The 26,969-nt window shown below is 59.5% G+C and carries 26 protein-coding genes; 7 read left to right on the forward strand and 19 right to left on the reverse strand.

The annotated features are described in order from the left end of the window. Window positions 1-124: 124 nt before the first annotated feature. The 5 genes from FIV38_RS10800 to FIV38_RS10820 form a co-directional block, all read right to left on the reverse strand. Window positions 125-1,057, reverse strand: a complete 933-nt coding sequence (locus FIV38_RS10800) for a glutamate/aspartate ABC transporter substrate-binding protein (RefSeq protein WP_092237983.1) — start codon at window positions 1,055-1,057, stop codon at window positions 125-127. Window positions 1,058-1,374: 317 nt separating this feature from the next. Beyond that, window positions 1,375-2,913, reverse strand: coding sequence for a glycerol-3-phosphate dehydrogenase (gene glpD, locus FIV38_RS10805; protein ID WP_070994779.1), 1,539 nt, complete (start codon window positions 2,911-2,913; stop codon window positions 1,375-1,377). A gap of 292 nt (window positions 2,914-3,205) precedes the next feature. Further along, entirely contained in the window at window positions 3,206-3,961 is a 756-nt protein-coding gene (locus FIV38_RS10810; RefSeq protein ID WP_029295172.1) for a DeoR/GlpR family transcriptional regulator, read from the reverse strand. 97 nt (window positions 3,962-4,058) lie between these two features. Continuing rightward, window positions 4,059-5,564, reverse strand: coding sequence for a glycerol kinase GlpK (glpK, locus tag FIV38_RS10815; protein WP_029295173.1), 1,506 nt, complete (start codon window positions 5,562-5,564; stop codon window positions 4,059-4,061). A 78-nt stretch (window positions 5,565-5,642) separates the two neighbouring features. Beyond that, window positions 5,643-6,497 carry an MIP/aquaporin family protein gene (locus tag FIV38_RS10820; protein ID WP_029295174.1) on the reverse strand — a complete coding sequence of 285 codons (855 nt, stop codon included), beginning with the start codon at window positions 6,495-6,497 and terminating at the stop codon, window positions 5,643-5,645. Window positions 6,498-6,868: 371 nt separating this feature from the next. On the opposite strand from FIV38_RS10820, the gene ybaK reads away from it, so the two are divergent. Beyond that, window positions 6,869-7,339: a Cys-tRNA(Pro) deacylase gene (ybaK, locus tag FIV38_RS10825; protein WP_029295178.1), complete on the forward strand. Its 471-nt coding sequence runs from the start codon at window positions 6,869-6,871 to the stop codon at window positions 7,337-7,339. Between the two features lie 159 nt (window positions 7,340-7,498). On the opposite strand, the gene FIV38_RS10830 is transcribed toward ybaK, so the two are convergent. Further along, complete coding sequence (locus tag FIV38_RS10830) at window positions 7,499-8,608, reverse strand: ABC transporter ATP-binding protein (RefSeq protein ID WP_092237980.1); 1,110 nt, start codon at window positions 8,606-8,608, stop codon at window positions 7,499-7,501. Beyond that, window positions 8,605-9,525, reverse strand: a complete 921-nt coding sequence (argF, locus tag FIV38_RS10835) for an ornithine carbamoyltransferase (RefSeq protein ID WP_092237977.1) — start codon at window positions 9,523-9,525, stop codon at window positions 8,605-8,607. The genes FIV38_RS10830 and argF overlap by 4 nt, the downstream gene beginning before the upstream one ends. Window positions 9,526-9,960: 435 nt before the next feature. Between argF and FIV38_RS10845 the strand changes: the two genes are divergently transcribed. Both FIV38_RS10845 and grxD read left to right on the forward strand, forming a co-directional pair. After that, window positions 9,961-12,069, forward strand: coding sequence for a molybdopterin oxidoreductase family protein (locus tag FIV38_RS10845; protein WP_092237974.1), 2,109 nt, complete (start codon window positions 9,961-9,963; stop codon window positions 12,067-12,069). Between the two features lie 103 nt (window positions 12,070-12,172). Then, window positions 12,173-12,511: a Grx4 family monothiol glutaredoxin gene (gene grxD, locus FIV38_RS10850; RefSeq protein ID WP_029295186.1), complete on the forward strand. Its 339-nt coding sequence runs from the start codon at window positions 12,173-12,175 to the stop codon at window positions 12,509-12,511. 166 nt (window positions 12,512-12,677) lie between these two features. On the opposite strand, the gene bfr is transcribed toward grxD, so the two are convergent. Both bfr and FIV38_RS10860 read right to left on the reverse strand, forming a co-directional pair. After that, window positions 12,678-13,148, reverse strand: coding sequence for a bacterioferritin (bfr, locus tag FIV38_RS10855; protein ID WP_038442996.1), 471 nt, complete (start codon window positions 13,146-13,148; stop codon window positions 12,678-12,680). Between the two features lie 201 nt (window positions 13,149-13,349). Further along, window positions 13,350-13,568, reverse strand: coding sequence for a bacterioferritin-associated ferredoxin (locus FIV38_RS10860; RefSeq protein WP_038442994.1), 219 nt, complete (start codon window positions 13,566-13,568; stop codon window positions 13,350-13,352). Window positions 13,569-13,803: 235 nt separating this feature from the next. Here FIV38_RS10860 and FIV38_RS10865 point away from each other — a divergent pair, with 235 nt between their 5' ends. Further along, window positions 13,804-14,406 (forward strand): peroxiredoxin, encoded by a 603-nt coding sequence (locus tag FIV38_RS10865; RefSeq protein ID WP_003172097.1) that lies wholly within the window; start codon window positions 13,804-13,806, stop codon window positions 14,404-14,406. Between the two features lie 70 nt (window positions 14,407-14,476). On the opposite strand, the gene rnt is transcribed toward FIV38_RS10865, so the two are convergent. Both rnt and pyrC read right to left on the reverse strand, forming a co-directional pair. Next, complete coding sequence (gene rnt / locus FIV38_RS10870; protein WP_029295237.1) at window positions 14,477-15,148, reverse strand: ribonuclease T; 672 nt, start codon at window positions 15,146-15,148, stop codon at window positions 14,477-14,479. Next, window positions 15,145-16,191: a dihydroorotase gene (gene pyrC / locus FIV38_RS10875; protein WP_070994783.1), complete on the reverse strand. Its 1,047-nt coding sequence runs from the start codon at window positions 16,189-16,191 to the stop codon at window positions 15,145-15,147. Before pyrC ends, rnt begins: the two co-directional genes overlap by 4 nt. A 156-nt stretch (window positions 16,192-16,347) precedes the next feature. On the opposite strand from pyrC, the gene FIV38_RS10880 reads away from it, so the two are divergent. The 3 genes from FIV38_RS10880 to FIV38_RS10890 all read left to right on the forward strand — a co-directional run bounded on the left by FIV38_RS10880 (window position 16,348) and on the right by FIV38_RS10890 (window position 19,942). Next, window positions 16,348-17,256, forward strand: a complete 909-nt coding sequence (locus FIV38_RS10880; protein ID WP_070994784.1) for a flagellar protein MotY — start codon at window positions 16,348-16,350, stop codon at window positions 17,254-17,256. 212 nt (window positions 17,257-17,468) lie between these two features. Then, window positions 17,469-18,686, forward strand: coding sequence for an argininosuccinate synthase (locus FIV38_RS10885; protein ID WP_029295244.1), 1,218 nt, complete (start codon window positions 17,469-17,471; stop codon window positions 18,684-18,686). Between the two features lie 623 nt (window positions 18,687-19,309). Beyond that, window positions 19,310-19,942: a response regulator transcription factor gene (locus tag FIV38_RS10890; protein ID WP_029295246.1), complete on the forward strand. Its 633-nt coding sequence runs from the start codon at window positions 19,310-19,312 to the stop codon at window positions 19,940-19,942. Window positions 19,943-20,003: 61 nt separating this feature from the next. Here FIV38_RS10890 and FIV38_RS10895 read toward each other — a convergent pair whose 3' ends face one another. The 8 genes from FIV38_RS10895 to metG form a co-directional block, all read right to left on the reverse strand. After that, window positions 20,004-20,186 (reverse strand): PA3496 family putative envelope integrity protein, encoded by a 183-nt coding sequence (locus FIV38_RS10895; RefSeq protein ID WP_029295249.1) that lies wholly within the window; start codon window positions 20,184-20,186, stop codon window positions 20,004-20,006. A gap of 107 nt (window positions 20,187-20,293) precedes the next feature. Then, window positions 20,294-20,932, reverse strand: coding sequence for an endonuclease III (gene nth / locus FIV38_RS10900; RefSeq protein ID WP_029295251.1), 639 nt, complete (start codon window positions 20,930-20,932; stop codon window positions 20,294-20,296). A gap of 16 nt (window positions 20,933-20,948) precedes the next feature. Beyond that, a complete protein-coding gene (locus FIV38_RS10905; protein ID WP_092237971.1) occupies window positions 20,949-21,452 on the reverse strand; it encodes an Rnf-Nqr domain containing protein in 504 nt (167 codons plus the stop codon). Further along, on the reverse strand, window positions 21,445-22,050 hold the full coding sequence (locus FIV38_RS10910) for an RnfABCDGE type electron transport complex subunit G (RefSeq protein WP_092237968.1): 606 nt from the start codon (window positions 22,048-22,050) through the stop codon (window positions 21,445-21,447). Before FIV38_RS10910 ends, FIV38_RS10905 begins: the two co-directional genes overlap by 8 nt. Continuing rightward, window positions 22,047-23,012 carry an RnfABCDGE type electron transport complex subunit D gene (locus FIV38_RS10915; RefSeq protein WP_092237965.1) on the reverse strand — a complete coding sequence of 322 codons (966 nt, stop codon included), beginning with the start codon at window positions 23,010-23,012 and terminating at the stop codon, window positions 22,047-22,049. Before FIV38_RS10915 ends, FIV38_RS10910 begins: the two co-directional genes overlap by 4 nt. Further along, on the reverse strand, window positions 22,999-24,207 hold the full coding sequence (gene rsxB / locus FIV38_RS10920; protein WP_092237962.1) for an electron transport complex subunit RsxB: 1,209 nt from the start codon (window positions 24,205-24,207) through the stop codon (window positions 22,999-23,001). Before rsxB ends, FIV38_RS10915 begins: the two co-directional genes overlap by 14 nt. Then, the gene (locus FIV38_RS10925; protein WP_092237959.1) at window positions 24,204-24,755 is read right to left on the reverse strand and encodes an Rnf-Nqr domain containing protein; all 552 of its coding nucleotides are present in this window, start codon (window positions 24,753-24,755) and stop codon (window positions 24,204-24,206) included. The genes rsxB and FIV38_RS10925 overlap by 4 nt, the downstream gene beginning before the upstream one ends. Before the next feature lie 106 nt (window positions 24,756-24,861). Then, window positions 24,862-26,913 carry a methionine--tRNA ligase gene (gene metG, locus FIV38_RS10930; RefSeq protein WP_029295265.1) on the reverse strand — a complete coding sequence of 684 codons (2,052 nt, stop codon included), beginning with the start codon at window positions 26,911-26,913 and terminating at the stop codon, window positions 24,862-24,864. Window positions 26,914-26,969 lie beyond the last annotated feature (56 nt).

Raw genomic sequence — 26,969 nt, forward strand, 5'->3', positions numbered from 1 at the left:
TGAACGTCAGGCACACAAGATCGGCTCGGAAACCGCCAGGTCGAGTGTTCCAAATAATGCCAGCAGGTAGTAACAGACACCTGAGGGAGGGTTGGCTCCCTCAGGGGATAAGGTTAGTTCGGAATCAGGACTTTTTTTCAGCCGTTTTGTCGTCGGCCGCTTTGTCGGTCGGATTGGCGATCAGGGCCTTGAGTTCGTCGCTCATCGGGAACATCAGGTTCAGGCCTTTTGGTGCGATCGGCTTTTGGAACCAGGTGTCATAGATCTTGTTGATTTCGCCCGACTTAAAGGTAGCAACGATTGCATCGTCAACCGCTTTCTTGAACGGCGCATCGCCTTTGCGAACCATGCAGCCGTAGATTTCGTACGACTGAGCAGTGCCCGTTACAGCCCAGTCATCTGGCTTCTTGGCCTTGGCCATTTCACCGGCCAGCAGTGCGTCGTCCATCATGAAGGCAACGGCACGGCCGCTTTCCAGCATCTGGAAGGATTCACCGTGGTCCTTGGCGGAGATGACGTTCATGCCCATCTGCTTGTCAGCGTTCATGGACTTGAGGATGCGCTCGGAGGTGGTACCGGCGGTGGTTACGACGTTCTTGCCCTTGAGGTCAGCGAAATCCTTGTAGGTCGAGTCCTTTTTGGACAGCAGACGGGTACCAATTTCGAAGATGCCAACGGAGAAGTCGACTTGTTGCTGACGCTCGACGTTGTTGGTGGTGGAACCACACTCAACGTCTACGGTGCCGTTCTGCACCAGCGGGATGCGGGTTTGGGAGGTGACCAGGTTGTATTTGACCTTCAGCTCGCCTTCCTTCATGCCGAGGTCTTTCTCGACAGCTTTCACGATGGCCAGTTGAATGTCGTGGGAGTAGCCCACTGGCTTGCCAGAGCCGTCCGCGATGTATGAGAACGGGATGGAGGCGTCGCGGTGGCCCAGTGTGATGGTGCCCGACTCTTTGATTTTCTTCAGGGTGCCGGTGAGCTCAGCGGCAAAAACTGGAGTGCTAATCAGAGCGGCAGCGATGGCTGCGCCCAAAATATGGGGAACGATACGCATCAATACTTCCTCGACATTTGTTTTTTTTATGAAGCCTGGACGGCTCTTTCGATACAGCGAATGCCTGTGACGGCTCCTGAAGCATCTCAGGCAAACACGTCCCAAGTGTAGAGCATGAGTCGTGCCAGACTGTTAATAAAGATATAACTATATGATTTATATAGTGATTAACTTTATGTGACGATGTTTATCCGGTGTTTAAGTCCGGCAAACCGAATCGCCGGCAGTAACGCGTTCGGAAAACCGAATTTATAGGAGTCGGCTTGAGGCGCAAGCCAAAAAAAGCCCCTGGACCTTTCGGTGCAGGGGCTGGGTAGTCATGCCGCTTCGATCTTGCTGCGGTTCTGCTCCAGCTTGATCAGGTAGCGCTGCAGGTTTTCCTGCTCCTCGGGGGTGGTGAACAGGCCGAGCTTGGTGCGGCGCCATAGAATGTCGTAGGCCTGGGTCGCCCATTCCTCGGCGCACAGGTAGTCCACTTCCCGGGTATACAGCCCGCCACCCAGATGCTCGCCGAGGTCGGCCAAGGATTGCACGCCTTCGAGCAGGCGCCAGGTGCGGCTGCCATAGGTGGTCGACCAACGGCGGGCGATTTCGCTGGGGATCCATTCGTACTTGCTGCGAATGTCCGTGGCCAGGGCTTCTGGCGTGGTCATTTCTTCGCCGCCGGGCAGGCTGGCCTTGGCGGTCCAGCTTGGCTTGATATGAGGGAAGTAGGGGGCCAGTTGCGCCAGTGCCGACTCCGCAAGCTTACGGTAGGTGGTCAGCTTGCCGCCGAACACCGACAGGATCGGCGCTTCTTCACCTGTGCCCGACAACGCCAGGGTGTAGTCGCGGGTAATGGCCGACGGGTTGTCCGACTCGTCGTTGCACAGCGGACGCACGCCGGAGTAGGTGTGCACGATATCGTCGCGGCTCAACTGCTGCTTGAAGTGGGCGTTGACCACCTTGAGCATGTAGTCCGTTTCACCTTCGGTAATCGCCACTTTCGCTGGATCGCCGGTGTACTCACGGTCGGTGGTACCGATGATGGTCAGGTGATTGAGGTACGGAATGGTGAAGACGATGCGCCCGTCTTCGTTCTGCAGGATGTGCGCGTGGGCACCTTCGTACAGTTTCGGCACGATCAGGTGGCTGCCCTGGATCAGGCGGATGCCGTAGGGCGAATCCAGCTTCAGGTCATCCTTGATGAACTTGGCAACCCACGGGCCGGCCGCGTTCACCAGCGCCTTGGCGCGGATCGAGAACAGGCTGCCATCGGCGCGCTCCAGGTGCAGGTGCCACAGGCCCTTGCTGCGACGGGCGCTGACGCAACGGGTCTGGGTGTGGATATGTGCCCCTTTTTCCCGGGCGGCCATGGCGTTGAGCACGACCAGGCGTGCGTCATCGACCCAGCAGTCGGAGTATTCGAAACCCTTGGTGATTTCGCTTTTCAGCGGGCTGTCGGCACCGAACTTCAGGCTTTTGGAGCCAGCGAGTTTTTCGCGCTTGCCGAGGTGGTCATACAGAAACAGGCCAGCGCGGATCATCCATGCCGGGCGCAGGTGTGGACGATGGGGCAGCACAAAGCGCATCTGCTTGACGATGTGCGGGGCCTTGGCCAGCAGCACTTCGCGTTCGGCCAGGGCTTCGCGCACCAGGCGGAATTCGTAATGTTCAAGGTAGCGCAGGCCGCCGTGGATCAGCTTGCTGCTGGCGGAGGAGGTGTGGCTGGCCAGGTCGTCCTTTTCGCAAAGGAATACCGACAGGCCGCGACCGGCTGCATCTGCCGCGATGCCCACGCCATTGATCCCGCCACCGATAACGGCAACATCATAGACTTCGGCAAGGGGTGGAGCAGGCAAGGTGGAGGGGGTCATCGGCTGGCCTCGCGATCTTTATTTATATTTGAATTCGAACATTAATGTTCATTTGCGAAAATGGTAGCTCATAAACGCGGGCGCAGCCAGTCGCCTTCGATTGAAAAAACTCATCGAAGGGCCGGAAAAGGAAAAATTGTGAACATTGAGCCTTGTGTTGGCCCAAGAGAGTTGTGGCCTTATAGGCAGTCATCGCGGGCAAGCCCGCTCCCACAGGTTGATCACATTCCAATGTGGGAGCGGGCTTGCCCGCGATGACGGCAGTACAGGCACCAGAGATTCAGTAGGAGGCTTATACGACTTCCAGGCGAATCTTATGCTGGTTGAGCAACTGCACCAGCGCCGGCACCGGCTGCTGATCGGTAACCAGGCAATCAATCAAGCTGATCGGGCCCAGGCGAATCATGGCGTTGCGCCCGAATTTGCTGGAGTCCGCCGCCAGGATCACCTTGCGTGCATTGGCAATGATCGCCTGGGAAACCCGCACTTCCTGGTAATCGAAGTCCAGCAGGCTGCCGTCCTCGTCGATACCGCTGATCCCCACCAAGGCGAAGTCGACTTTGAACTGGTTGATAAAGTCCACGCTGGCCTGGCCCACCACGCCGCCGTCACGGCGCACATTGCCGCCGGTGAGGAGCACGTCGAAGTCGTCCTTGGCGCTGAGCATCATGGCGACGTTGAGGTTGTTGGTGATGATCTTCAGGTGGCTGTGGTTGAGCAGCGCCCGGGCGATGGACTCGGTGGTGGTGCCGATGTTGATGAATAGCGAGGCGTGATCAGGGATCTGTGCGGCAATGGCTTCGCCGATACGCTGTTTTTCATCGCGCATCTGGTCGGCACGCATGGCGTACTCGGTGTTTTCGACGCTGGAGTCATAGGCGGCGCCGCCATGGTAGCGGCGCAGCAGGTTGGCTTCGGCCAGTTGATTGATGTCGCGGCGGATGGTTTGCGGGGTAACAACGAACAGCTGCGCCATTTCCTCGATGCTGACATAGCCGCGTTCGCGGACCAGTTCGAGGATTTGCTGCTGACGGGGAGGCAGATTCATGGGGCGTCCTTTGGGCTGCCGTACAAAAAAGTGGCCCATGATGACGCAGGAATCTGCTCCCTGCCAGTTACAACCCTAAGTGGGTCCGGCGCGTGGCTTATTCAGCGCCTTCGTGGGGTTCCCAGTCGCGGGTGCGGCTGACGGCTTTTTTCCAGCCGGCGTAGAGTTTTTCTTTGGCCGGCTCGTCCAGTTGCGGTTCGAATTCGCGCTCGATCACCGCCTTGCCACGCAGCTCATCCAGGCTGCCCCAGAAGCCACAGGCCAGGCCGGCCAGGTAGGCCGCGCCCAATGCGGTGGTCTCGCGCATTTGCGGGCGCTCGACCTGGGTGCCGAGGATGTCGGCCTGGAACTGCATCAAGAAGTTGTTGGCCACGGCGCCGCCGTCCACTCGCAGGGATTTGAGGCGTTCACCAGAGTCCTGCTGCATGGCGTCGAGCACATCGCGGGTCTGGTAGGCAATCGACTCCAGGGCCGCACGAATGATGTGGTCGACACGTACGCCGCGGGTCAGGCCGAACAGTGCGCCACGGGCATAGGGGTCCCAGTACGGCGCGCCGAGGCCGGTGAACGCTGGCACCAGGTACACGCCGTTGCTGTCCTTGACCTTGTTGGCGAAGTACTCGGTGTCGTGGGCATCGTTGATGATCTTCAGCTCGTCGCGCAGCCATTGCACGGTGGAGCCGCCGTTGAACACTGCGCCTTCGAGGGCGTAGGCCACTTCGCCACGTGGGCCGCAAGCGATGGTGGTGAGCATGCCGTGCTGGGACTTGACCGCCTTGTCGCCGGTGTTCATCAGCAGGAAGCAGCCGGTGCCGTAGGTGTTTTTCGCCTGGCCCGGCTCGACGCACATCTGGCCGAACAGCGCCGCTTGCTGGTCGCCGGCAATCCCGCCAATGGCAATCCCGCTTTTGGTGCGGCCGTAGATTTCTGAGGAGGATTTAACCTCTGGCAGCATCTCGCGCGGGATGTCCAGCACCTCGAGCATCTTCGCGTCCCACTCCAGGGTGTGGATATTGAAGAGCATGGTGCGCGAGGCGTTGGTGTAGTCAGTGACGTGGGTCTTGCCGCCGGTAAATTTCCAGATCAGCCAGCTGTCGATGGTGCCGAACAGCAGTTCGCCATTGCGCGCGCGTTCGCGGCTGCCTTCGACGTTATCGAGGATCCACTTGAGCTTGGTGCCAGAGAAGTACGGGTCGGTGACCAGGCCGGTGGTGTCGCTGATGTATTGCTCATGGCCGTCACGCTTGAGTTGCTGGCAAATCTCGGTGCTGCGGCGGCATTGCCAGACGATGGCGTTGTAGATCGGGCGGCCGGTGATCTTGTCCCAGACCACCGTGGTTTCACGCTGGTTGGTGATGCCGATGGCGGCCACCTGATCGTGGTGCAGGCCGGCTTGCGCCAGGGCCTCGACCATCACGGCGCTTTGGGTGGCGAAGATTTCCATCGGGTCATGTTCGACCCAACCGGCTTGCGGGTAATGCTGGACGAATTCACGTTGGGCGGTGCACACCACGTTGGCGTCACGATCAAAGATGATCGCCCGGGAACTGGTGGTGCCCTGATCGAGGGCAATGATGTAGTTCTTATTCTGTGTGTCGGTCATGTCGATTGCCTTGGACGGAAAAAGGGAGTGGGTAAGTAGCCTGGGCCGCAAAGGGCAGAAGGGCCCAGGCTACCGCTTTCAGGAAGTTCGGGTGTTACCGCTGGCGGCGGTGTCGGCTGCATCAGTTGTAGCAGGTGCAGCGTTGGGCAGATGGCGGGCAATCAACCCGCGATAGGCCGCAGCGCCGAGGCAGGCACCGACAATCGGTGCAAGGATCGGAATCAGGAAATAAGGAATATCGCGCCCGCCGGTGAAGGCCATTTCACCCCAACCGGCGAAAAACGTCATCAGCTTGGGGCCGAAATCCCGGGCCGGGTTCATCGCAAACCCGGTCAGCGGGCCCATGGCACTGCCGATCACCGCGATCAGCAAGCCGATCAGCAGTGGCGCCAGGGGGCCGCGGGGCAAGCCGTTATTGTCGTCGGTCAGGGCCATGATCACGCCCATCAGGATGGCGGTGATAACCATCTCCACCAGGAACGCCTGGGCGGTATTGAGCAAGGCGTGAGGGTAGGTGGAGAAGACCGAAGCCAGTTCCAGGCTGGCCGCCGAGCCACGGACCATGTGGTGAGTTTGTTCGTAATCGAAAAACAGGTTGCTGTAGAGCGTGTAGACCAACGCGGCCGAACAGAAGGCGCCGGCAACCTGGGCGATGATATAGAAGGGCAGTTTGCGCTTGTCGAAATCGGCAAAGATGCACAGCGCGATGCTGACGGCTGGATTGAGATGAGCCCCGGAAATGCCGGCACTCAGGTAGATCGCCATGCTCACGCCGATCCCCCAGATGATGCTGATCTCCCACAAGCCGAAGCTGGCACCCGCGACCTTGAGCGCAGCGACGCAGCCGGTGCCGAAGAAGATCAGCAGCGCGGTGCCGAGGAACTCGGCCATGCATTGGCTTGAAAGTGAAGGCTGTTGAAGAGCAGTTGTCATTGAAAACCTCGTTTTTTTTCTTGTCTGGCGCTGTGCCTCAACGGGCCTCGCGCGATTTTCACCGTCACCAAAATCCCCATCCCGGCCACGGCTTACTGCTCGGATACTGTGGGTGTATTCCTACAGTATTCGGAAACGAAAAAATATAGACAAGAAACACCGCTGTCAAAGGTCGAAAGTGAACGGCCGGTCATTTTCAAACTATTAGTGTGATGAATGATCGCGCTACTACGTTGGCGCAACGGGCGGCAAGCATGCCCAAGCGCTGCGCGGATTGGTCGCACGGTGCCCTGCACTAGAGCGTTTTGCCTGGGTTTGTCCTAGAATCGGCGGTCTGCTTTTCCACGTTTCCCACAAGCCTGGAGCCCCCAATGACACCCGCATTGGACTTGTTGAAAAAAGTTCGCGCCGAACATCGCATCCACAGTTACGAACATGACCCCAAGGCCGCCTCTTATGGCCTGGAGGCCGCGGAAAAATTGAGCCTGGATCCTGCGCGGGTGTTCAAGACCTTGCTCGCCAGCAGCGAAAAAGCTGAGTTATTGGTGGCGGTGGTGCCGGTCGTCGGAAGTCTGGATTTGAAGGCCCTGGCGCATGCGGCGGGCGTGAAGAAAGTCGAGATGGCCGACCCGGCGGCGGCGCAGCGCTCTACCGGTTACTTGTTGGGGGGGATCAGCCCGCTGGGGCAGAAGAAGCGCTTGCGCACGTTCATCGATGTGAGCGCGCAGCCTTTTGCGACAATATTTGTCAGCGCAGGCAGGAGAGGACTTGAGGTGGAGTTGGCGGCGGCGGTGTTGGCAGAGCACACCCAGGCGACATTTGCGCCGATTGGCCGGGCGTAACGTCAAGAACAGCGGGATCGAATGTGCAAGCCAGCCTCTGTGGGAGCTGGCTTGCCTGCGATAGCATCACCTTGATGCAACTGACAGACCCAGGCGCCTGCATCGCGAGCAAGCCCGGCGCCCACACAAGCGCGCTGTCACATTTTGGATCGGGTTTCTTCAACTGGTAGTGCTGTAGCGCCGCACACCTGACTCCACCTGCGGAATCTGCGCCGCCGTGCTCCCCGAGGCCTGGAACAGCACCAGATGCTCGGCCGCCACGCGGACTCCCACCTGCGCACCCACCTGATGGTCGGCATGGCTGGGGAAAATCGATTCCAGCTGGGCCCCGGTCGGCAACTGCAAGCGGTAGAGGGTCGAGGCACCGAGGAACGTCTTGCCGACGATCTGCGCTTTCAGCGTGCTGTCGGGTGCATAAACGACGTCATCCGGGCGCAGTAATACATCCACCGCGCTGCCAGTCGGCCAGGTATAGGCACGATTGCCGCGCAATTCGCCCAGTTCGGTGCTGACCGATTCCGGCGAACTCAATTGCCCGCGGATGAAGTAACCCTGGCCAATAAAACTTGCGACATAAGGCGTCAGCGGTTCGTGATAGAGGTTGTAGGGCGTATCCCATTGTTCCAGCCGGCCTTCCTTGAACACACCTACGTGGTCGCTCACGGCAAAGGCTTCTTCCTGGTCATGGGTGACCAGGATCGCACTGGTACCACGGGCCTTGAGGATGTCCCGTACTTCATGGCTGAGCTTGCGCCGCAGCTCACCATCAAGGTTGGAGAAGGGCTCGTCCAGCAGCAGCAACTGCGGCTCGGGTGCCAGCGCACGGGCCAGGGCCACACGCTGTTGCTGGCCGCCGGAAAGTTCGTGGGGGAAGCGCTTGCCCAGGTTCTTCAGGTTGACCAACTCCAGCAATTCAGCCACCACGCGGTCTTTTTGCGGGTGTTTGCGAATGCCGAAGCCGATGTTGTCGGCCACGCAGAGGTGTGGAAACAGTGCGTAGTCCTGGAACACCATGCCAATACGGCGTTTCTCCGGTGCCAGGGTAAAACCGGCGCTGGAGATCACTTGGCCGGCCAGGTTTATTTCGCCTTCGTGCACCGGTTCAAACCCGGCAATCGCGCGCAGGGTGGTGGTCTTGCCGCAGCCGGAAGAGCCCAGCAGGCAACCGATATCCCCGGCATTGAGGTGCAGATTGAGGTTCTGCACCACCCGTTGGTCCTGATAGCCGCATGCCAGATTGCGCAGGTTCAGCAGAAGTGGCTGGCTCATGCGTGGTGATACGCCGGAGGCACCAGGAACTCCAGCAGGGCTTTCTGGGCGTGCAGGCGGTTTTCTGCCTGGTCCCAGGCGACGGAGCGCTGGTCGTCTAACAGGTCGAGGCTGATTTCTTCGCCGCGATGGGCCGGCAGGCAGTGCATGAACAACACATCCGGCGCGGCAAGGTCGAGCAATTCACGGGTGACTTGATAAGGTGCGAACAAGGCCAGGCGCTTGGCGGTCTCGTCTTCCTGGCCCATGGAGGTCCAGACGTCGGTGCTCACCAGGTGCGCGCCGATCACCGCGTCTTTCGGGTCGCGCACGATTTGAACGCGGGCGTCGGCCTTGGCCAGGAATTCGGCGCTGGGCTCGTAGCCTTCAGGGCAGGCAATGCGCAGATGGAAGTCGAACTGGATCGCCGCTTCTATATAGCTGTTGCACATATTGTTGCCATCGCCGATCCAGGCCACGGTCTTGCCCTGGATCGAGCCGCGATGTTCGAGGAACGTCTGCATATCGGCCAGCAACTGGCACGGATGCAGGTCATCGGACAGCCCGTTGATCACCGGCACCCGCGAGTTGGCGGCAAATTCGGTGAGGGTGCTATGGGCGAAGGTACGGATCATCACCGCATCGAGCATGCGCGACATGACAATGGCGCAATCGCTGATCGGCTCGCCCCGGCCCAGTTGGGTGTCCCGGGGCGACAGGAAAATGGCTTGGCCGCCGAGCTGGATCATGCCGGCTTCGAAGGACAGGCGGGTACGGGTGGACGATTTCTCGAAAATCATCCCGAGTACGCGGTTTTTCAAAGGCTCGAACAGTACGCCGCGATTACGCAGGTCTTTAAGCTCAATGCCTCGACGGATCACGCTGACCAGCTCTTCGGGCGTGCAATCCATCAGGGAGAGAAAGTGCCTTGCGCTCATCATTAACTACCTTTTTGCAACAGACCGCAGATACTCAAAGCCTTGTTTATTGTGACAACGGGCGAGACCTGCGGCGAAAGCCGCACTGGGCGACGAAATAGGGGGAGGCGCGATATTGACACTAAATGTCGCGTCTTACCAATAGGCTACGGTTTTTTAGAGGGGGTCAAAGGGGCGGGAATTGCACTTTTGAGGCCTGTTTACGGACAGCAGCGGGTCATTTGTACACTGGCGCCGCGACCTTTTGCAATGTGTGATGGCGGCCTCGGGCCAGGTCGCGTCGGTTTCCCGGGCGGTGCGGGAGGTTTTTGAAACATTTACTCATGCTTACCCATGGCCTGGCCTGATGCCCGTTGATTCACAGGGCGAACGTTGCTGGCGTCGCTGGAGGGCGCGGCCCATAGTCGGGCCAAAGCCCTAATAAAGAGACTGGCCATGACCAAGACTCTCCATCACCGTGCCTGCCACCTGTGCGAAGCGATCTGCGGCCTGACCCTGGAAACCACCACCTCGGACGCAGGCAGTATTGCCATCACCTCGATCAAGGGTGACGCCCAGGACACCTTCAGTCGTGGCCATATCTGCCCCAAGGCCGTGGCCCTGCAGGATATCCAGAACGATCCCGATCGCCTGCACCAGCCGATGCTGCGGGTGGGCAGCCAATGGCAGCCGATCCCCTGGGACGAGGCCTTCGCCCTGGTGGCCGAGCGGCTGGCGGGCATCCAGGCGCTGCATGGGCAAAATGCGGTGGCGGTGTACCAGGGCAATCCCAGCGTGCACAACTATGGCTTGATGACCCACAGCAACTATTTCCTCGGGCAATTGAAGACGCGCAATCGCTTTTCCGCGACCTCGGTGGACCAACTGCCCCATCACCTCACAAGCCACCTGATGTATGGGCACGGGCTGTTGCTGCCCATCCCGGATATCGACCAGACCGACTTCATGCTGATCCTGGGCGGCAACCCACTGGCGTCCAATGGCAGCATCATGACTGTGCCGGACGTGGAAAAGCGCCTGAAGGCGATTCAGGCGCGGGGCGGCAAAGTGGTGGTGGTCGATCCCCGGCGCAGTGAGACGGCGGCCATGGCCGACCAGCATCTGTTTGTGCGTCCCGGTGGGGACGCGGCGTTGCTGTTCGGGCTGCTCAACACATTGTTCGCCGAACACCTGACCCGTGACAGCCACTTGCCGGTGGACGGACTGGACGAGGTGCGCCGCGCCATCGCGGGCTTTACCGCCGATGCCATGAGCGCTCAATGCGCGGTGCCGGCCGAGCAGATCCGCCAGTTGGCGCGGGATTTTGCGGCCGCAGACAAGGCCGTCTGCTACGGGCGCATGGGGGTGTCGACCCAGGCATTTGGCACCTTGTGCCACTGGCTGGTGCAGTTGATCAACCTGGTCACGGGCAATCTGGACCGGGTAGGCGGCGCCTTGTGCACCGAGCCTGCGGTGGACCTGGTGGCGGCCACATCCGGCGGGCACTTCAATCGGTGGCAGAGTCGGGTGTCCGGGCGTCCCGAATACAGCGGCGAGTTGCCCGTGTCGGCCCTGGCCGAAGAAATGCTTACTGCGGGCGAAGGGCAGATCCGCGCGCTGGTCACAGTGGCTGGCAATCCGGTGTTGTCCACGCCGAACGGTCGGCAACTGGAGCAGGCGCTGGATGGTCTGGAGTTTATGGTCAGCGTCGACCTGTATATCAATGAAACCACCCGATATGCCGACCTGATCCTGCCATCGACTTCGGCCCTGGAAAACGATCATTACGACACCACGTTCAATATGTTTGCGGTGCGTAACGTCACCCGCTTCAACCGGGCGATTCTGCCCAAGCCCGAGGGGGCGTTGCACGATTGGGAGATTTTCGTCGGCTTGGCCCAGGCGTTTGCGGCCCGTACCGGCAGCCCGCTCAAGCCCACGATGGCGCCGGCGCAGATGATTGATTTTGGCTTGCGGGCGGGCGCCTATGGTGACGCCTCACCGCACAAGCTGTCGGTGGCCATGCTGGCCGATCATCCCCATGGTCTGGACCTGGGGCCCCTGAAGGCCAATCTGGCGGGACGCTTGAAAACTGCCAATGGCCGGGTCCAGGCGGCGCCGCCGGTGATCCTGGCGGACCTGGCGCGGTTTGCGGCGTTGCCGCTGCCCAAGGTCGACGAGTTACTGTTGATCGGCCGCCGGCATGTACGCAGCAATAATTCGTGGATGCATAATTATCACCGGCTGGTGAAGGGCAAGCCCCGCCATCAATTGCTGATGCACCCCGATGATCTTGCCCGTCGCCAACTGAGTGACGGGCAGCGGGTGCGGGTCAGTTCGCGGATCGGCATGATCGAAGTACAGGTGTTGGCCAGCCTGGAAATGATGCCCGGCGTGGTCAGCCTGCCCCACGGTTGGGGCCATGACCGCCCGGGTGTACACATGAACATCGCCAGTGCCCAGCCTGGGGCGAGTGCCAACGACCTGACGGATGAACGGCAGTTGGATGAGTTGTCGGGCAACGCGGCATTGAATGGCGTGCCGGTACAGGTCGCGGCGGCGTGACGCAGTGAGTCTGTCGGGGAGCCCGAGCACCACGCTGGGATTTTGCGTTACAATGCGCCACCGTGCCGACCTGTGAGTCGCAAAGTTCCAGCCGAGGTGTTCCATGGATATCATCGAAACGATTAAAGAGCAGATTGCCAACAACACCATTCTGCTTTACATGAAGGGCGCCCCGAATGCCCCTCAGTGTGGCTTCTCCGCGAAGGCTTCCCAGGCTGTCATGCAGTGTGGTGAAAAGTTCGCTTACGTGGATATCCTGCAAAACCCGGAAATCCGCGCCAACCTGCCGAAGTACGCCAATTGGCCAACGTTCCCACAACTGTGGGTGGCCGGTGAGCTGGTCGGCGGTAGCGATATCATCACCGAAATGGCGGCTGATGGTTCGTTGCAGGCGCTGATCAAGGAGGCTGCTGAAAAAGCGGCTGCCAAGACCGAAGCGTAATTGGCGCACAATAAAAAGCCCCGCTTCTCATTCGAGAGCGGGGCTTTTTTGTACCTGTAGGAGCGAGCTTGCTCGCGAAAAGCGTAAAGGCACCGCGTTCATTCAGAATGCTCGCGTTATCGTTAACGTCCTTCGCGAGCAAGCTCGCTCCTACAATAATTAGAGATTACTCACCCATCTGCGATTGCAGGTAGTTCTCCAGAGTCACTTTGTCGATCAGGCCAACTTGGGTTTCCAGCCAGTCGATATGTTCTTCCTGGTCTTCCAGGATATCTTCCAGCAGCTCACGGCTGCCGAAGTCGCCCTTGGTCTCGCAGTGGGCGATGGCGGCCTTGAGGTCGGCATGGCTCTTGCGCTCGAAACCCAGGTCGCTATTGAGCATTTCCAGGGTGTGCTCGCCGATGTTCAGCTTGCCCAGGTCCTGTACGTTCGGCAGGCCTTCGAGGAACAGGATGCGCTTGATCAGCGCGTCTGCGTCCTTCATGGCCTTGATCGATTCCTTGTACTCACGCTTGCCGAGTTTTTCCAGGCCCCAGTCGTCATACATGCGTGCATGCAGGAAGTACTGATTGATCGCGACCAGTTCATTGGCAAGGATTTTGTTGAGTTGCTGGATGACTGAGATGTCGCCTTTCATGATTGGGGTCCTGCCCTGTGTTCGTTGTATATAGGGCGGAGTTTGAGCTGCACGATTACTAGTGTCAAACCTAAGTTATTGAATAATAAATGAAAATTAATCGGAATAAGAATGTTTGTGTTCCGCGTCTTGGGCCTAACTATTTGAATTACAGGCATAAAAAAACCGGACACTAAGTCCGGTTCTTTAAAATAGGCTGTTTCAGGCGTGTGTAAATTCTGCCGAGTAGGGGATCGCGGCCTGGGCTACCTGCAGTTTTGTCAGGGTTTCCCGTACGACTTGCTTGGCAAGGCAGGCACATTTGCCGCATTGACTGGCAACGCCGGTGGTTTCACGCACTTCCTTGTAGCTGCAGCAACCTTCATAGATCGCTTCGCGGATTTGTCCGTCGGTGACGCCAGTGCAGAGGCAGACATACATAAGGGAGAACCATCGCGGTTTAAGGCTTAAGTGCGATGGATCTTAATGTTAACGAGAATGATTGTCAAAGTGCTTTCTCAAACCGTTGCCCCCCGTGGGGCCCTCACTGACGAACGGCTTTTTTCAGGTATGATGGTCGGTCTTTACGAAGCGTGATCGCGTCACAGGCCTGTCGTCAATTTGCGGCAGACTCAAGGGCGGTCCATTTACTTCAATTACCATCAGGAGATAACCAATGAGCGTACTCGTCGGCAAACAAGCCCCGGATTTCGACGTACCAGCCGTCCTCGGCAATGGCGAAATCGTTGACAGCTTCAAGCTGTCTGAAGCCATCAAAGGCAAATACGGCCTGGTGTTCTTCTACCCGCTGGACTTCACCTTCGTCTGCCCGTCCGAGCTGATCGCCCTGGATCACCGCATGGACGATTTCAAGGCGCGTAACGTTGAAGTGGTTGCCGTTTCCATCGACTCCCATTTCACCCACAACGCCTGGCGCAACACCGCTATCAATGATGGCGGCATCGGCAAAGTCAAATACACCATGGCTGCCGACATGAAGCACGACATCGCCAAGGCCTACGACGTTGAGTCCGAAGGCGGCGTGGCTTTCCGTGGCGCGTTCCTGATCGACGACAAGGGCGTTGTGCGCTCGCAGATCATCAACGACCTGCCGCTGGGCCGTAACATGGAAGAGCTGATCCGCCTGGTCGACGCTCTGCAATTCCACGAAGAGCACGGCGAAGTCTGCCCAGCCAACTGGAAAAAAGGCGACAAGGGCATGAACGCTTCGCCAGAAGGCGTTGCCGCTTACCTGACCGAGAACGCTGGCAAGCTGTAAGCCAGGGTTGCGGTAAAAAAAACCGGCCTGAGAAGGCCGGTTTTTTTATGCGTGGGATTTGGCGACGCAATCAGTCGCTGAAGTCTTCCCAGCCGCCCATCTGTTTCCAGCGGTTGACGATGCCGCAGAACAGGTCGGCGGTCTTCTCGGTGTCGTAGCGAGCCGAGTGGGCTTCACGTCCGTCGAAGTCGATGCCGGCTGCCTGGCATGCCTTGGCCAATACGGTCTGGCCATAAGCCAGGCCAGCCAGGGTGGCGGTGTCAAAGCTGGAGAACGGGTGAAACGGGTTGCGTTTCATGTCCAGGCGCGCTACGGCGGCGTTGAGGAAGCCCAGGTCGAAACTGCTGTTGTGGCCGACCAGGATCGCGCGTTTGCAGCCGTTGGCCTTCAAGGCCTTGCGCACGCCACGGAAGATGTCGGTCAATGCCGCCTCTTCGCTGACGGCCATGCGCAACGGATGGTCGAGCTTGATCCCGGTGAACTCCAGGGCTGCTGCTTCGATATTGGCGCCTTCAAACGGCTCGACGCGGAAGAAATGGGTGTGTTCTGGATACACAAAGCCCTGTTCGTCCATGCCGATGGTGGTTGCCGCAATTTCCAGCAGTGCATCGGTGGCGCAATTGAAGCCGCCGGTTTCTACGTCGATAACGACCGGCAGATAGCCGCGAAAACGCTCGGCCATCGGGTGACGCGAACCGCCGCCACCGTGTTCCTGTTCGTCGTCGTAATGGTCTTCACTCACGGGTGTTCCTCCAGCAGGCGCCAGCGCAGTGTTTCACCGGCGCGCAGCGGGATAACGGTCAGCTCGCCAAATGGCAGGCTGGTGGGGGCGGTCCAGTCTTCACGGACCAGGGTAATACGGTCGGTATTCGCCGGCAGGCCATAGAAACGCGGGCCATTGAGGCTGGCGAAGGCCTCGAGTTTGTCCAGGGCGTTGCGCGATTCGAAGGCCTCGGCGTACAGCTCGATTGCCGCATAGGCGGTGTAGCAACCGGCGCAACCGCAGGCGGCTTCCTTGGCGTGCTGGGCGTGGGGCGCCGAGTCGGTGCCGAGGAAGAACTTCGCGCTGCCGCTGGTAGCCGCATCGAGCAATGCCACCTGATGGGTGTTGCGCTTGAGGATCGGCAGGCAATAGAAGTGCGGCCGAATCCCGCCCACCAGCATGTGGTTGCGGTTGTACAGCAGGTGGTGCGCGGTGATGGTTGCGCCGACGTTGGCCGAAGCCTCGGTGACGAACTGCACGGCGTCTGCGGTGGTGATGTGCTCGAACACGACCTTGAGGGTCGGGAACAGCTCGACCACACGGCGCATGTGCTCGTCGATGAAGATCTTCTCGCGATCGAAGACATCCACATCGCCACGGGTGACTTCACCGTGGATCAGCAGCGGCATGCCCACTTCGGCCATGGCTTCGATGGCGGGCAGGATCTTGTCGATACTGGTTACGCCGGAGTCGGAGTTGGTCGTGGCGCCGGCCGGGTACAGCTTGGCGGCGTGCACGAAACCGCTGGCCTTGGCCTCGCGGATTTCGGCGGGCTGGGTGCGGTCGGTAAGGTAAAGCACCATCAACGGTTCGAAGCGGCTACCGGCCGGTCGTGCAGCGAGGATGCGCTGGCGATAGGCGTCGGCTTCAGCGGCATTACGCACCGGAGGTACCAGGTTAGGCATGATGATGGCGCGGCCAAACGTGCGCGCAACATCGGCCACGGTTTGGGGCAACGCAGCACCATCGCGAAGATGAATATGCCAGTCGTCGGGACGCAGCAGGGTCAGGCGGTCGGACATTGGGGATTCCAGGCGGGTCAATCTGGTGGGAATGCTACCGGAAAAGACTCTTGCAGGCACTCGCTATCAAGTTTTGCAGGGTGCGACCGATATCCCTGGGTATGCCTTAACGATGTATGACGCCTTGATGTGTTGTAGAAACCAGTGGAGCCGCCCGTGCGCCAGCAATATCTAGCCCTGCTCAGCGTGTTCGCCAGCCTGCCCGCGATGGCCCTGACATTCCAGACGCGTCTGGAGAATATCGAGTGGAAGGTGGAAGGCGACAAGTTCGAGTGCCGCTTGAGCCAGCCGATCGCCGATTTTGGTTCGGGGGAGTTCGTGCGCAGGGCCGGCGAGCAGGCGACATTTCGTCTGAAAGCCTATAACGGCGCGCTGGGCGTTGGATCTGCCACGCTATTGGCGGCGGCCGCGCCGTGGCAGCCGGGGCGCGGTGATATCAACCTCGGTGCCGTGCGTGCGGGCAGCGGCGATGTGCTGTTCAACAGCTCCCAGGCCCAGGCCGGACGCCTGTTCAACGGTTTGCTGGATGGCCGCAGCCCCACCGTGCGCCACTATTCCCGGGACGGCGGTTATTCGGAAATCCGCCTGCTGCCGGTGCGATTCAATAAGGCCTATAGCGACTACCAGTTGTGTACCGCGAAGTTGCTGCCGATGAACTTCGAGCAGGTCAAGCAGGCGGAAGTAGGTTTTCCGGGCGGGGGTATCGACCTGGACCCGGCAGCCAAGGCCAAGCTGATGGTGATGCTCGAATTCATCAAGGCCGACCCTACGGTCAACCATATCGAACTGGACGGCCACTCGGACAACAGCGGCAACCGCCTGACCAATCGCGACCTGTCCCGGCGCCGGGGCTTGGCGGTGATGGACTTCTTCAAGGCCAACGGCATCCCCGAGTCGCAGATTGTCCTGCGCTTCCATGGTGAGCGTTATCCGTTGGTACCCAATACCAATCCGGCCAACCGGGCGAAGAACCGGCGGGTCAATATCCACCTCGACCGCGTACCGGCCCCCGAAAAACCGGCACCCCAGGCCACGGCCCCGGCGAATGCGGCAGCGACCTCCTGATATTACTCTGCGGGAGCTGCCTGCCAGCGGTGGTCATTAACGATGACGCTGGGCATCTGATGCCCACGGCTGAGGCGTTTTGAGGTGCGGCCATTCGTCGCTCGCCCGACATAATCTGTCGCTTTATCTTCATTTGCTGTCGCGCCCCTGTAATTTCACGGTTTTGATCGGTAGAATCGACGCCTTTCCGTAAAACCCCGTGGAGTGATGGCATGGCCGACGTAAACAAGGTCGTTCTCGCGTATTCCGGCGGCCTGGACACTTCGGTGATCCTCAAGTGGCTGCAGGATACTTATAACTGTGAAGTGGTGACCTTTACCGCTGACCTGGGTCAGGGCGAAGAGGTCGAACCTGCACGAGCCAAGGCGCAAGCCATGGGCGTCAAAGAGATCTACATTGACGACCTGCGCGAAGAATTCGTCCGCGATTTCGTTTTCCCGATGTTTCGCGCCAACACCGTCTACGAAGGCGAGTACCTGCTGGGTACTTCCATCGCACGTCCGCTGATCGCCAAGCGCCTGATCGAAATCGCCAACGAAACTGGCGCTGACGCCATTTCCCATGGCGCCACCGGCAAGGGCAACGACCAGGTGCGTTTCGAACTGGGCGCCTATGCCTTGAAACCCGGCGTAAAAGTGATTGCCCCTTGGCGTGAGTGGGACCTGCTGTCCCGCGAAAAACTGATGGATTACGCTGAAAAGCACGCCATCCCGATCGAGCGCCACGGTAAGAAGAAGTCCCCGTACTCGATGGACGCCAACCTGCTGCATATCTCTTATGAAGGCGGCGTGCTGGAAGACACCTGGACCGAGCACGAAGAAGACATGTGGAAGTGGACCGTCTCCCCGGAGAACGCTCCCGATAAGCCGCAGTACCTTGAACTGACCTATCGCAACGGCGATATCGTCGCGCTGGACGGCGTCGAAATGACCCCGGCCACCGTACTGGCGACCCTGAACCGTATCGGTGGCGAGCACGGTATTGGTCGTCTGGATATCGTAGAGAACCGTTACGTGGGCATGAAGTCCCGTGGCTGCTACGAAACCCCAGGTGGCACCATCATGCTGCGCGCTCACCGCGCCATCGAGTCCATTACCCTGGACCGCGAAGTGGCACACCTCAAAGATGAGCTGATGCCCAAGTACGCCAGCCTGATCTACACCGGTTACTGGTGGAGCCCTGAGCGCCTGATGCTGCAACAGATGATCGACGCTTCCCAGGTCCATGTGAACGGTGTTGTGCGCCTGAAACTGTACAAGGGCAACGTGATCGTTACCGGTCGCAAGTCCGATGAGTCGCTGTTCGATGCCAACATCGCCACGTTTGAAGAAGATGGCGGTGCTTACAATCAGGCTGACGCTGCGGGTTTCATCAAGCTCAATGCACTGCGCATGCGCATTGCGGCGAACAAAGGCCGCAAGTTGTTCTGAAGTATCTGAAGCCTCATAAAAATGGTCCCTCGGTAAGAGGGGCCATTTTTTTTTGCCTCGAATTAGGGTTGGTGTTTATTGATGTTTAATGCTGTCACTCGAGAGTGAGGCTTGCGGTGTTTCTTAGTATTTTTGCGCTTGGATTTTGTATCTGAAAGTTGGTCCGCCCGGTGCGTGGTGTTAATTGTGTTTAAATCCATTCGGTTGTTTAGTAGGGCGGACGGGGTGTTTTATTTAGTTTGTGGAAATATCTGTCAGATAATTCCAGGTATTGTCAGTAGCTATTGCACAAGGGAACTTTTTTGAAATGCCTTGGGCGGCTGCGGCGCCCGCACAAGCGGGCCGTGCAATAGGTATTTGCTGTGATTGGCGTGCGTCCCGTTTACTTTTCCGGGGCGCCGGGGGCTTTTTTTGCTCAAAATATGTTTGGCCGCGGAAAGTTCTGAAAGGCTGAACAAAAACCGACACATCCATATAGGCGTTTTTTTGTAGTCCTATTCTCATAACTTTGTGGGTTGGGTCTCTGCTTGTCGTTACTTGGGGGGGAGTGCTATGCCAAGGACGAAACGACTAGGCTATTGTGCTGGTTCTGAATAATTCGAACAGCGAAATTGGACTTGCCCATGAATAAAGTGCTGATCGTGGATGATCATCCCGTCATTCGTCTTGCTGTACGCATGCTAATGGAACGTCATGGTTATGAGGTCGTTGCAGAGACCGATAACGGAGTCGACGCGTTGCAACTAGCACGGGAGCATATGCCGGATATTGTCATCCTGGATATTGGAATCCCCAAACTTGACGGCCTGGAAGTTATTTGTCGCCTGTCTTCCACAAAACAGGTGCAACCGTTCAAGGTACTGGTGCTGACCTCACAGGCGCCCGGCCACTTTTCCATGCGCTGCATGCAGGCCGGCGCAGCGGGCTACGTGTGCAAGCAGCAGGACCTCACCGAGTTGCTGAGCGCGATCAAGGCGGTGCTGTCTGGCTACAGCTACTTCCCCAACCAAGCACTCAACTCGGTGCGCTCCACACAGGGCAACACCAGTGAAGCCGATATGGTCGAGCGGCTCTCAGGCCGGGAGATGATGGTGTTGCAGCAATTGGCCCAGGGAAAGACCAACAAGGAGATCGCTGATGGGATGTTCCTCAGCAACAAGACGGTGAGCACGTACAAGACTCGCTTGCTGCTCAAGCTCAATGCCCGGTCCCTGGTGGACCTGATCGAGCTCGCTCAGCGTAACGGCCTGGTTTAAGAAGCAGGGAGCAACAGGCAGGAAAAGCCTCCATGGCGGAGGCTTCTGTGTGATCGCTTGGCTAGAGATCGAAATCGTATTCGGCCAACTGTTTTTGCAAGCGTCGCTCTTCCAGAAGGTTGTCGATGGTGCGGCGTTTGCTCAAATTGGTCTTGGCAACTTCTACAGGTGCCTCGGCTGCCTCGTCGGCGTCGGTGGCCACAAAGTCATCTTCTACATCCAGTTGTTCTTTGCCAGTGCTCATAAGGTTAACTCCAGGCTAAGACTGCCGTTGGGGCTCCTTATATCGACAATCTTGCACCGGGTAAAAAAGATTTTTTCAATCGACTGATCAATAAAAGCAATGATTGCTCAATCGTCCGACGTCTTTTCCTTGTATTCACACAAATCTTCGATGCGACAGCTGCCACAGCGCGGCTTGCGGGCCTGGCACACATAACGACCGTGCAGGATCAACCAATGGTGTGAGTCGAGCAGGTAAGGTTTGGGTACAAACTTCATCAGTTGCTTCTCCACTTCGACCACATTCTTGCCCGGAGCGATTCCGGTGCGGTTGCTGACGCGGAAAATGTGGGTGTCCACCGCCATGGTCAATTGGCGAAATGCAGTATTGAGCACCACATTGGCGGTCTTGCGGCCTACGCCGGGCAGTGCCTCGAGTGCTTCCCGGGTTTCTGGCACTTCTCCACCATGCAACTCGACCAGCAACCGGCAGGTTTCAATGACGTTTTTCGCCTTGCTGTTGTAAAGGCCAATGGTCTTGATGTACTGCGACAACCCTTCAACCCCCAGGGCGTGGATCGCGGCCGGGGTGTTGGCGACCGGGAACAGCTTGGCCGTGGCCTTGTTAACGCCCACGTCCGTCGATTGCGCAGACAGGATCACGGCAATCAGCAACTCGAACGGCGACGAGTAGGCCAGTTCGGTCTTGGGCTCCGGGTTGTCCTCGTGAAACCGGCGAAAGATCTCCAGGCGTTTTGCGGCATTCATGGCGCGAGCTGTTCCTTCAAAGAGGTGTGCGGCGTTGGGTCCAGGCTTGCCACCCGGCAAGCAGTAACCCGAGCAGGATAAACCCTGTAGGGGCAAGGATGGCGATGCTGCTGCCGAGTAAAAAACGCAATAGGGTGAGTGCGAGCAGCAACCCGGCGGATACGGCGAACAGTTGGAGCCGCGCCCTGCGCCGGTCGGTGGCGAACAAACCCTCATGCTCAAGCAGTACGCATTGCATACCGATCAGCGCCAGGTATGCCCCCACGGGTGTAGACGGGCCTAAGGCCAGGGCTTGCGCCACTAAATGCGCGCAACTGACCCAAGTGGTGGCCAGCAACACATTGGCAGCCAGCCGCCAGTTGCCACTGAGGTGGTTGCGTACCCAGCCGCAGCTGCAGCCATGCAACGTCAAGATCGTTACCCACAGAGCCCAGAAGGCCACAGCGCTCGCCAGCGTAGCGCTGACACCCAGCAGCGCAGGCAGCAGCAACAGGCTGCCGAGGGCGAATGGCTTAGTCATGGCCGGTGGTCTCCAGCAGCGCCTGACGATGCTCGTCAAAGTAACGCAAGGCATCATGGATTGCGTTGATCACCGCGCGGGAGGTAATAGTCGCACCGGCCATCTGGTCAAACTGGCCGCTGTCTTTCTTCAGCGCCCAAACCTGTGGGTTTTCCCGCGACAGGCCCTTGAATGAGGCCAGCCACGCATTGCCAGGCTCGCCAATGTGCCCGCCCAGGCTCGGCGTTTCTCTGTGCTCCAGGGTCTTTACCCCGAGCAGCTTGGCGTTGTGGTCGATGGCAATCAGCAACTCTATGCGCCCACCGTATCCATCGACCTGCGAGCGCAGCACCACCGCACTGGGGGTGCCGGCCAAGGTCGCGCGGTAACCACCCAGCAGTTGACTGTTGTCCAGCATTCCCGAGGTGATGCCTAAAGGCTGCTCCAGCGGTTGATTGTCATAGCTGCCAACGGGCAGCACATCCAACAGCGCCCGACTGTGCATTTCACGCAGCTGCGCGGCAATCGGCTTGGCGGTCAGCTGTTGCAGGCCTATCGTCAGGCCCGCCACGCCGATGGCGATCAGCAGCACGATCACGGCTTGAGACGTGCGCTTCATGCCTTCACCGCCTGCGGCCGCGTCCAGCGCTCAAGTGCCGGCACCGCCAGGTTCATCATCAGCACCGCAAACGCCAGGCCACCCGGGTAACTGCCCCAGGTGCGGATCAGATAGGTCAGCACTCCCACGCCCACACCAAACAGCAGGCGCGCCCGCGCACTTTTCGCACCCGACACGGGCTCGGTGATGATAAAGAAGGCCCCGAGCATGGTGGCCCCGGTCAACAGATGAAACAGCGGCGAGCCGTGGGAGTCGGACCCGGAGCCGTTCCAGCACAGCAAGCTGATAACAAACAGGCTGGCAAGCATGCCCACCGGCGCATGCCAACTGAAGACTCGTTGCTGCAGCAAAAAGAGGCCGCCCGCGAGAAACGCCAGGTTCACCCACTCGCTGCCTTTACCGGCGATTTGGCCGAAGGCCGGGTGGCGGGCAAACAGCTCATCGATGGTCAGGCTGTTGTTGATGCGCAAAGCGTCCAGCGCCGTGGCTCGGGCCCAGGCATCGGCGGTCTCGCCGTGCAGGCCGAACACCTGCTGCAGGCCGGCCAGCAGGTCGAAGCCATGGGACGCCGGCCAATGGGTCATCGGTTGGGGGAAAGCCAGCAGCATCAGCGCATAACCGAGCATGGCCGGGTTGAAGGGGTTCTGTTTGCCGCCATACAGGTGTTTGCCCAACAGCAATCCACTGCTGACGGCGCCCAGGCATAACCACCACGGGCAATAAGGGGGCAGCGCGAGGGCCAGCAGCGTCGCGCTGACCAGGCCGCTCAGGTCGTTGGAACCCTGACCGCGCAACCGGCGCACCCCGGCTTCGACTGCCCATGCGCAGGTGCCGGCCAGCAACAGATTGATCAACACGCCCCAGCCATATAGCCAGAACAGCACCAGCAAGCCAGGCGTTGCCGCCATTAACAGGCGCTGCATGGCCTGTTGCTGGCGCTCGATAACGTCAGGCGCCGACATGTTCATCCACCAAGCGCTGGGCCTCATCCAGGCGCTGCCTGGCGTTCGTCAACTCGGTTGTACTGCTGGCAGGTTGGCGCTCGAGTTTGCTCAGGTCGGCGCGGGCATAGGCCAGCGCCGTCTTCAACTGGCGAAGCTGGCTGTCGATGGGCCGCTTCTCGACACGTTGCAGGTCAGGCCGAGGCTGCTCGGAGGTTTCTTCGGCGGCATGCAAGGCCTGTTCGGCGGCGGTCAGGGCTGCAGACAGCGTGGTCAGTTGCTCGGCATCGGCCAGGGTGTCCTGGGCTTTTTTCAGCGCGGCGCGGCGTATGGCCAGCTGGATTTTTGCCTGCTTGAGCCCAGGATCTTTAATGGCCTTGGGAGGCGTCGCCGCAGGGGCGTTTGCTTGAAGCGCGATCAATGCCTGTTCGGCGCACTCAAATTGCTGCTGCAGGATGATCAATTGCGACTGCTGCTCAAAGGTCGGCGGATGGCCAAAGGCTTTCAAGGATTTGTGCAGTTGGGCCCGGCTCATGGCCAGGTTGATCTTGGCTTTTTTAAGCGCTGCGTCGATGTCTGCGGCTTTTTGCGCACGCACGCGTTCGATGGCGGCCTGTAGCGGATTGCTATTGATCGCTTCGCTGGGGGCCGGGCGTTGGTTGCGGGCGAGGCGTTCGGCCAGCTTGTGCGCTTCCTCGCGTTGCAGCCGTGCATTGCGCTGCTCGAAGCGACGCCGGGCGCGATCACGCTTGGTCGCTCGCGCCTGGCGCTCCTCGGCCGTAGTGGCATAGCCCGCGACAATCGGCAGTACCGTGGCCTGGGGCAGTGGCAGCATGTCGATGCAATCCACCGGGCAAGGCGCAACACACAGGTCGCAGCCGGTGCATTCATCCACGATAACGGTGTGCATCAGCTTGGCCGCGCCGACAATCGCATCCACCGGGCAGGCCTGGATGCACTTGGTGCAGCCGATGCACTCGGCCTCGCGGATGAAGGCAACCTGCGCGGGGGCTTCGCCACGGGCGCGGTCCAGCTCCAAGGGGGGCAAGCTCAACAACTGCGCCAGCTCGGCAATGGTCTCGGTGCCGCCCGGGGGGCACTTGTTGATGGCTTCGCCCTGGGCGATACCCTCGGCGTAGGGGCTGCAACCCGGGTGCCCGCATTTGCCGCATTGGGTCTGGGGCAGCAGGGCATCGATACGTTGAATCAGGCTCATGGTTTGATCATTGCGTTTAAGCCCAGGAACGCCACCGCCAGCAGCCCGGCACTCAGCAGGTCCACGGGCAGGCCGTTGAAGGGCCTGGGGATATCGTTTTCGTCTATTCGCTGGCGCAGGTCGTTGAACAGGCTGAGGACCAGCCAGAACGCGGGGCCGATGCCCAGGCTATAGATCAGCTCGCCTGCGTTGCCCGGGCCCAGGAGGGCCACGCTGAGTACGCCGGTGCTAGCCAGCAGCGGCACCCATAACCCATCGAAGGGCAGTGCGGGCACGCGGCGGGCAAGCGCATTCAGCAACGGCTGGCTCAATAGAATCACCACGGGTACATAAGCAAACAGCCATAACGCGCCCAGCGCCAAGGGTTGTAATACAAATTTATCCAGCAGGCAGGCCGATAGGCCGCTGAATGCGACCAACAACATGGTCGCCAACCCCAGGGCATGCACCCGCCGCCGCTCCAGCTGTGGATCACCGGGCAGCGTCAGACGCAGCAGGTAATGGCTGATCAGGGCGGCGCTGAGAAGGGCGACAAGCAGTTCGGTCATGGTCGAGCCGGTTAAGCAAACAGGGCCTGATTATCCGGCAAGCAGGAAGAGGGTACTAGCGCAAACCGCCCTGTCGCGGCCAATCACCGCGACAGGGCACTTCGGGTTACTTGATGCGCTGGCCAGGCTTGGCGCCGCTGTCCGGGCTGAGCAGGTAGATTTCCTCGCCGCCGGGACCTGCCGCCATCACCATGCCTTCGGAAATACCGAACTTCATTTTCCGTGGCTTGAGGTTGGCGATCATCATGGTCAGCCGACCATCGAGCTTGGACGGATCCGGATAGGCACTCTTGATCCCGGAGAACACATTACGCTGCTCATCACCGATATCCAGAGTCAGGCGCAACAGCTTGTCGGCGCCTTCCACGGCTTCGGCCTTGATGATCAGTGCAACCCGCAGGTCCACCGCGGCAAACGCGTCGAAGTCGATTTCCGGCGACAGCGGATCCTTGGCCAGCTCGCCATTGCCCGCTGGGGCTGCCTGGCCGGTATCGGTCTGGCTGGCAGTCAGGTCTTCCTTGGAGGCGTCCGTCATGGCCTGTACCTTGACCGGGTCGATACGGGTCATCAGCGGCTTGAATTCGTTGAGCTGATGGTTGTTGAGCAGGCTGGTGTGGTCATTCCAGGTCAACGGTGCAACGTTGAGGAACGCCTCGGCGTCAGCGGCCAGCAACGGCAGCACCGGCTTGAGGAAGATCACCAACTGGCGGAACAGGTTGATGCCGGTGGCGCAGATGGCCTGGACTTCATCCTGCTTGCCTTCCTGCTTGTTCAATGACCACGGCGCCTTGTCGGCGATCCAGGCGTTGGCACGGTCGGCCAGGCCCATGATCTCGCGCATGGCACGGGCAAAGTCGCGGGCTTCATAGGCATCGGCGATGCTTGGCGCGGCGGCCAGGAAGGCGTCGGTCAGCTCCGGCGCGGCGTTGACCGGCACCATCACGCCAGCATTGCCCTTGTGGATAAACCCGGCGCAACGGCTGGCGATGTTGACCACCTTGCCCACCAGGTCCGAATTGACCTTCTGCACGAAGTCTTCCAGGTTCAGGTCCAGGTCGTCGACGCCACGGCCCAGCTTGGAGGCGTAGTAGTAGCGCAGGTATTCCGGCGACAGGTGGTCCAGATAGGTGCGCGCCTTGATAAAGGTGCCACGGGACTTGGACATCTTCTGGCCATTGACCGTCAGGTAACCGTGTACGGCGATGCCGGTTGGCTTGCGGTAGCCCGAACCTTCGAGCATTGCCGGCCAGAACAGGGCGTGGAAGTTGACGATATCCTTGCCGATGAAATGGTACAGCTCGGCGGTGGAGTCCTTGCCCCAGAACGCGTCGAAGTCCAGCTCAGGCGTGCGGTCGCAGAGGTTCTTGAAGCTGGCCATGTAGCCGATCGGCGCATCCAGCCATACATAAAAGTATTTGCCCGGCTCATCGGGGATCTCGAAGCCGAAGTACGGCGCATCGCGGGAGATGTCCCACTGTTGCAGTCCGGCATCCAGCCATTCGGCGATCTTGTTCGCCACCGCGTCCTGCAGGGTGCCGCTGCGGGTCCAGGTCTGCAGCATTTCCTGGAAGTCCGGGAGCTTGAAGAAGAAGTGCTGGGAATCCTTGAGCACCGGGGTGGCGCCCGAGATCGCCGACTTCGGATCCTTCAGGTCGGTCGGTGCGTAGGTGGCACCGCATTTTTCGCAGTTGTCGCCGTACTGGTCTTCAGTGCCGCACTTGGGGCAGGTGCCCTTGATGAAGCGGTCGGCCAGGAACATTTTCTTTTCCGGGTCGAAATACTGGGTGATCGAGCGCGTGGCAATGTGCCCGGCATCACGCAGCTTCAGGTAGATCTGGCTCGACAGCTCGCGGTTTTCTTCGGCGTGGGTCGAGTGGAAGTTGTCGAAATCCACCAGGAACTCGGCAAAGTCGGCGCTATGTTCAGCCTGGACGTTGGCGATCAGTTGTTCCGGGGTGATGCCTTCCTTTTCGGCGCGCAACATGATGGCCGAACCGTGGGCGTCGTCCGCGCAGACATAAATGCATTGATTGCCGCGATGCTTCTGGAAGCGCACCCACATATCGGTCTGGATGTACTCAAGCATATGGCCAAGATGGATGGAACCATTGGCATAGGGCAGGGCGCTGGTGACGAGGATCTTGCGTGGCTCGGACATGGGGCTCGGCTACTTGATGAAACGGAGGTCGGCCACTATAAAGCGCCGGGAAATTT

The organism is Pseudomonas proteolytica (assembly GCF_007858275.1).
Taxonomy (GTDB): domain Bacteria; phylum Pseudomonadota; class Gammaproteobacteria; order Pseudomonadales; family Pseudomonadaceae; genus Aquipseudomonas; species Aquipseudomonas proteolytica.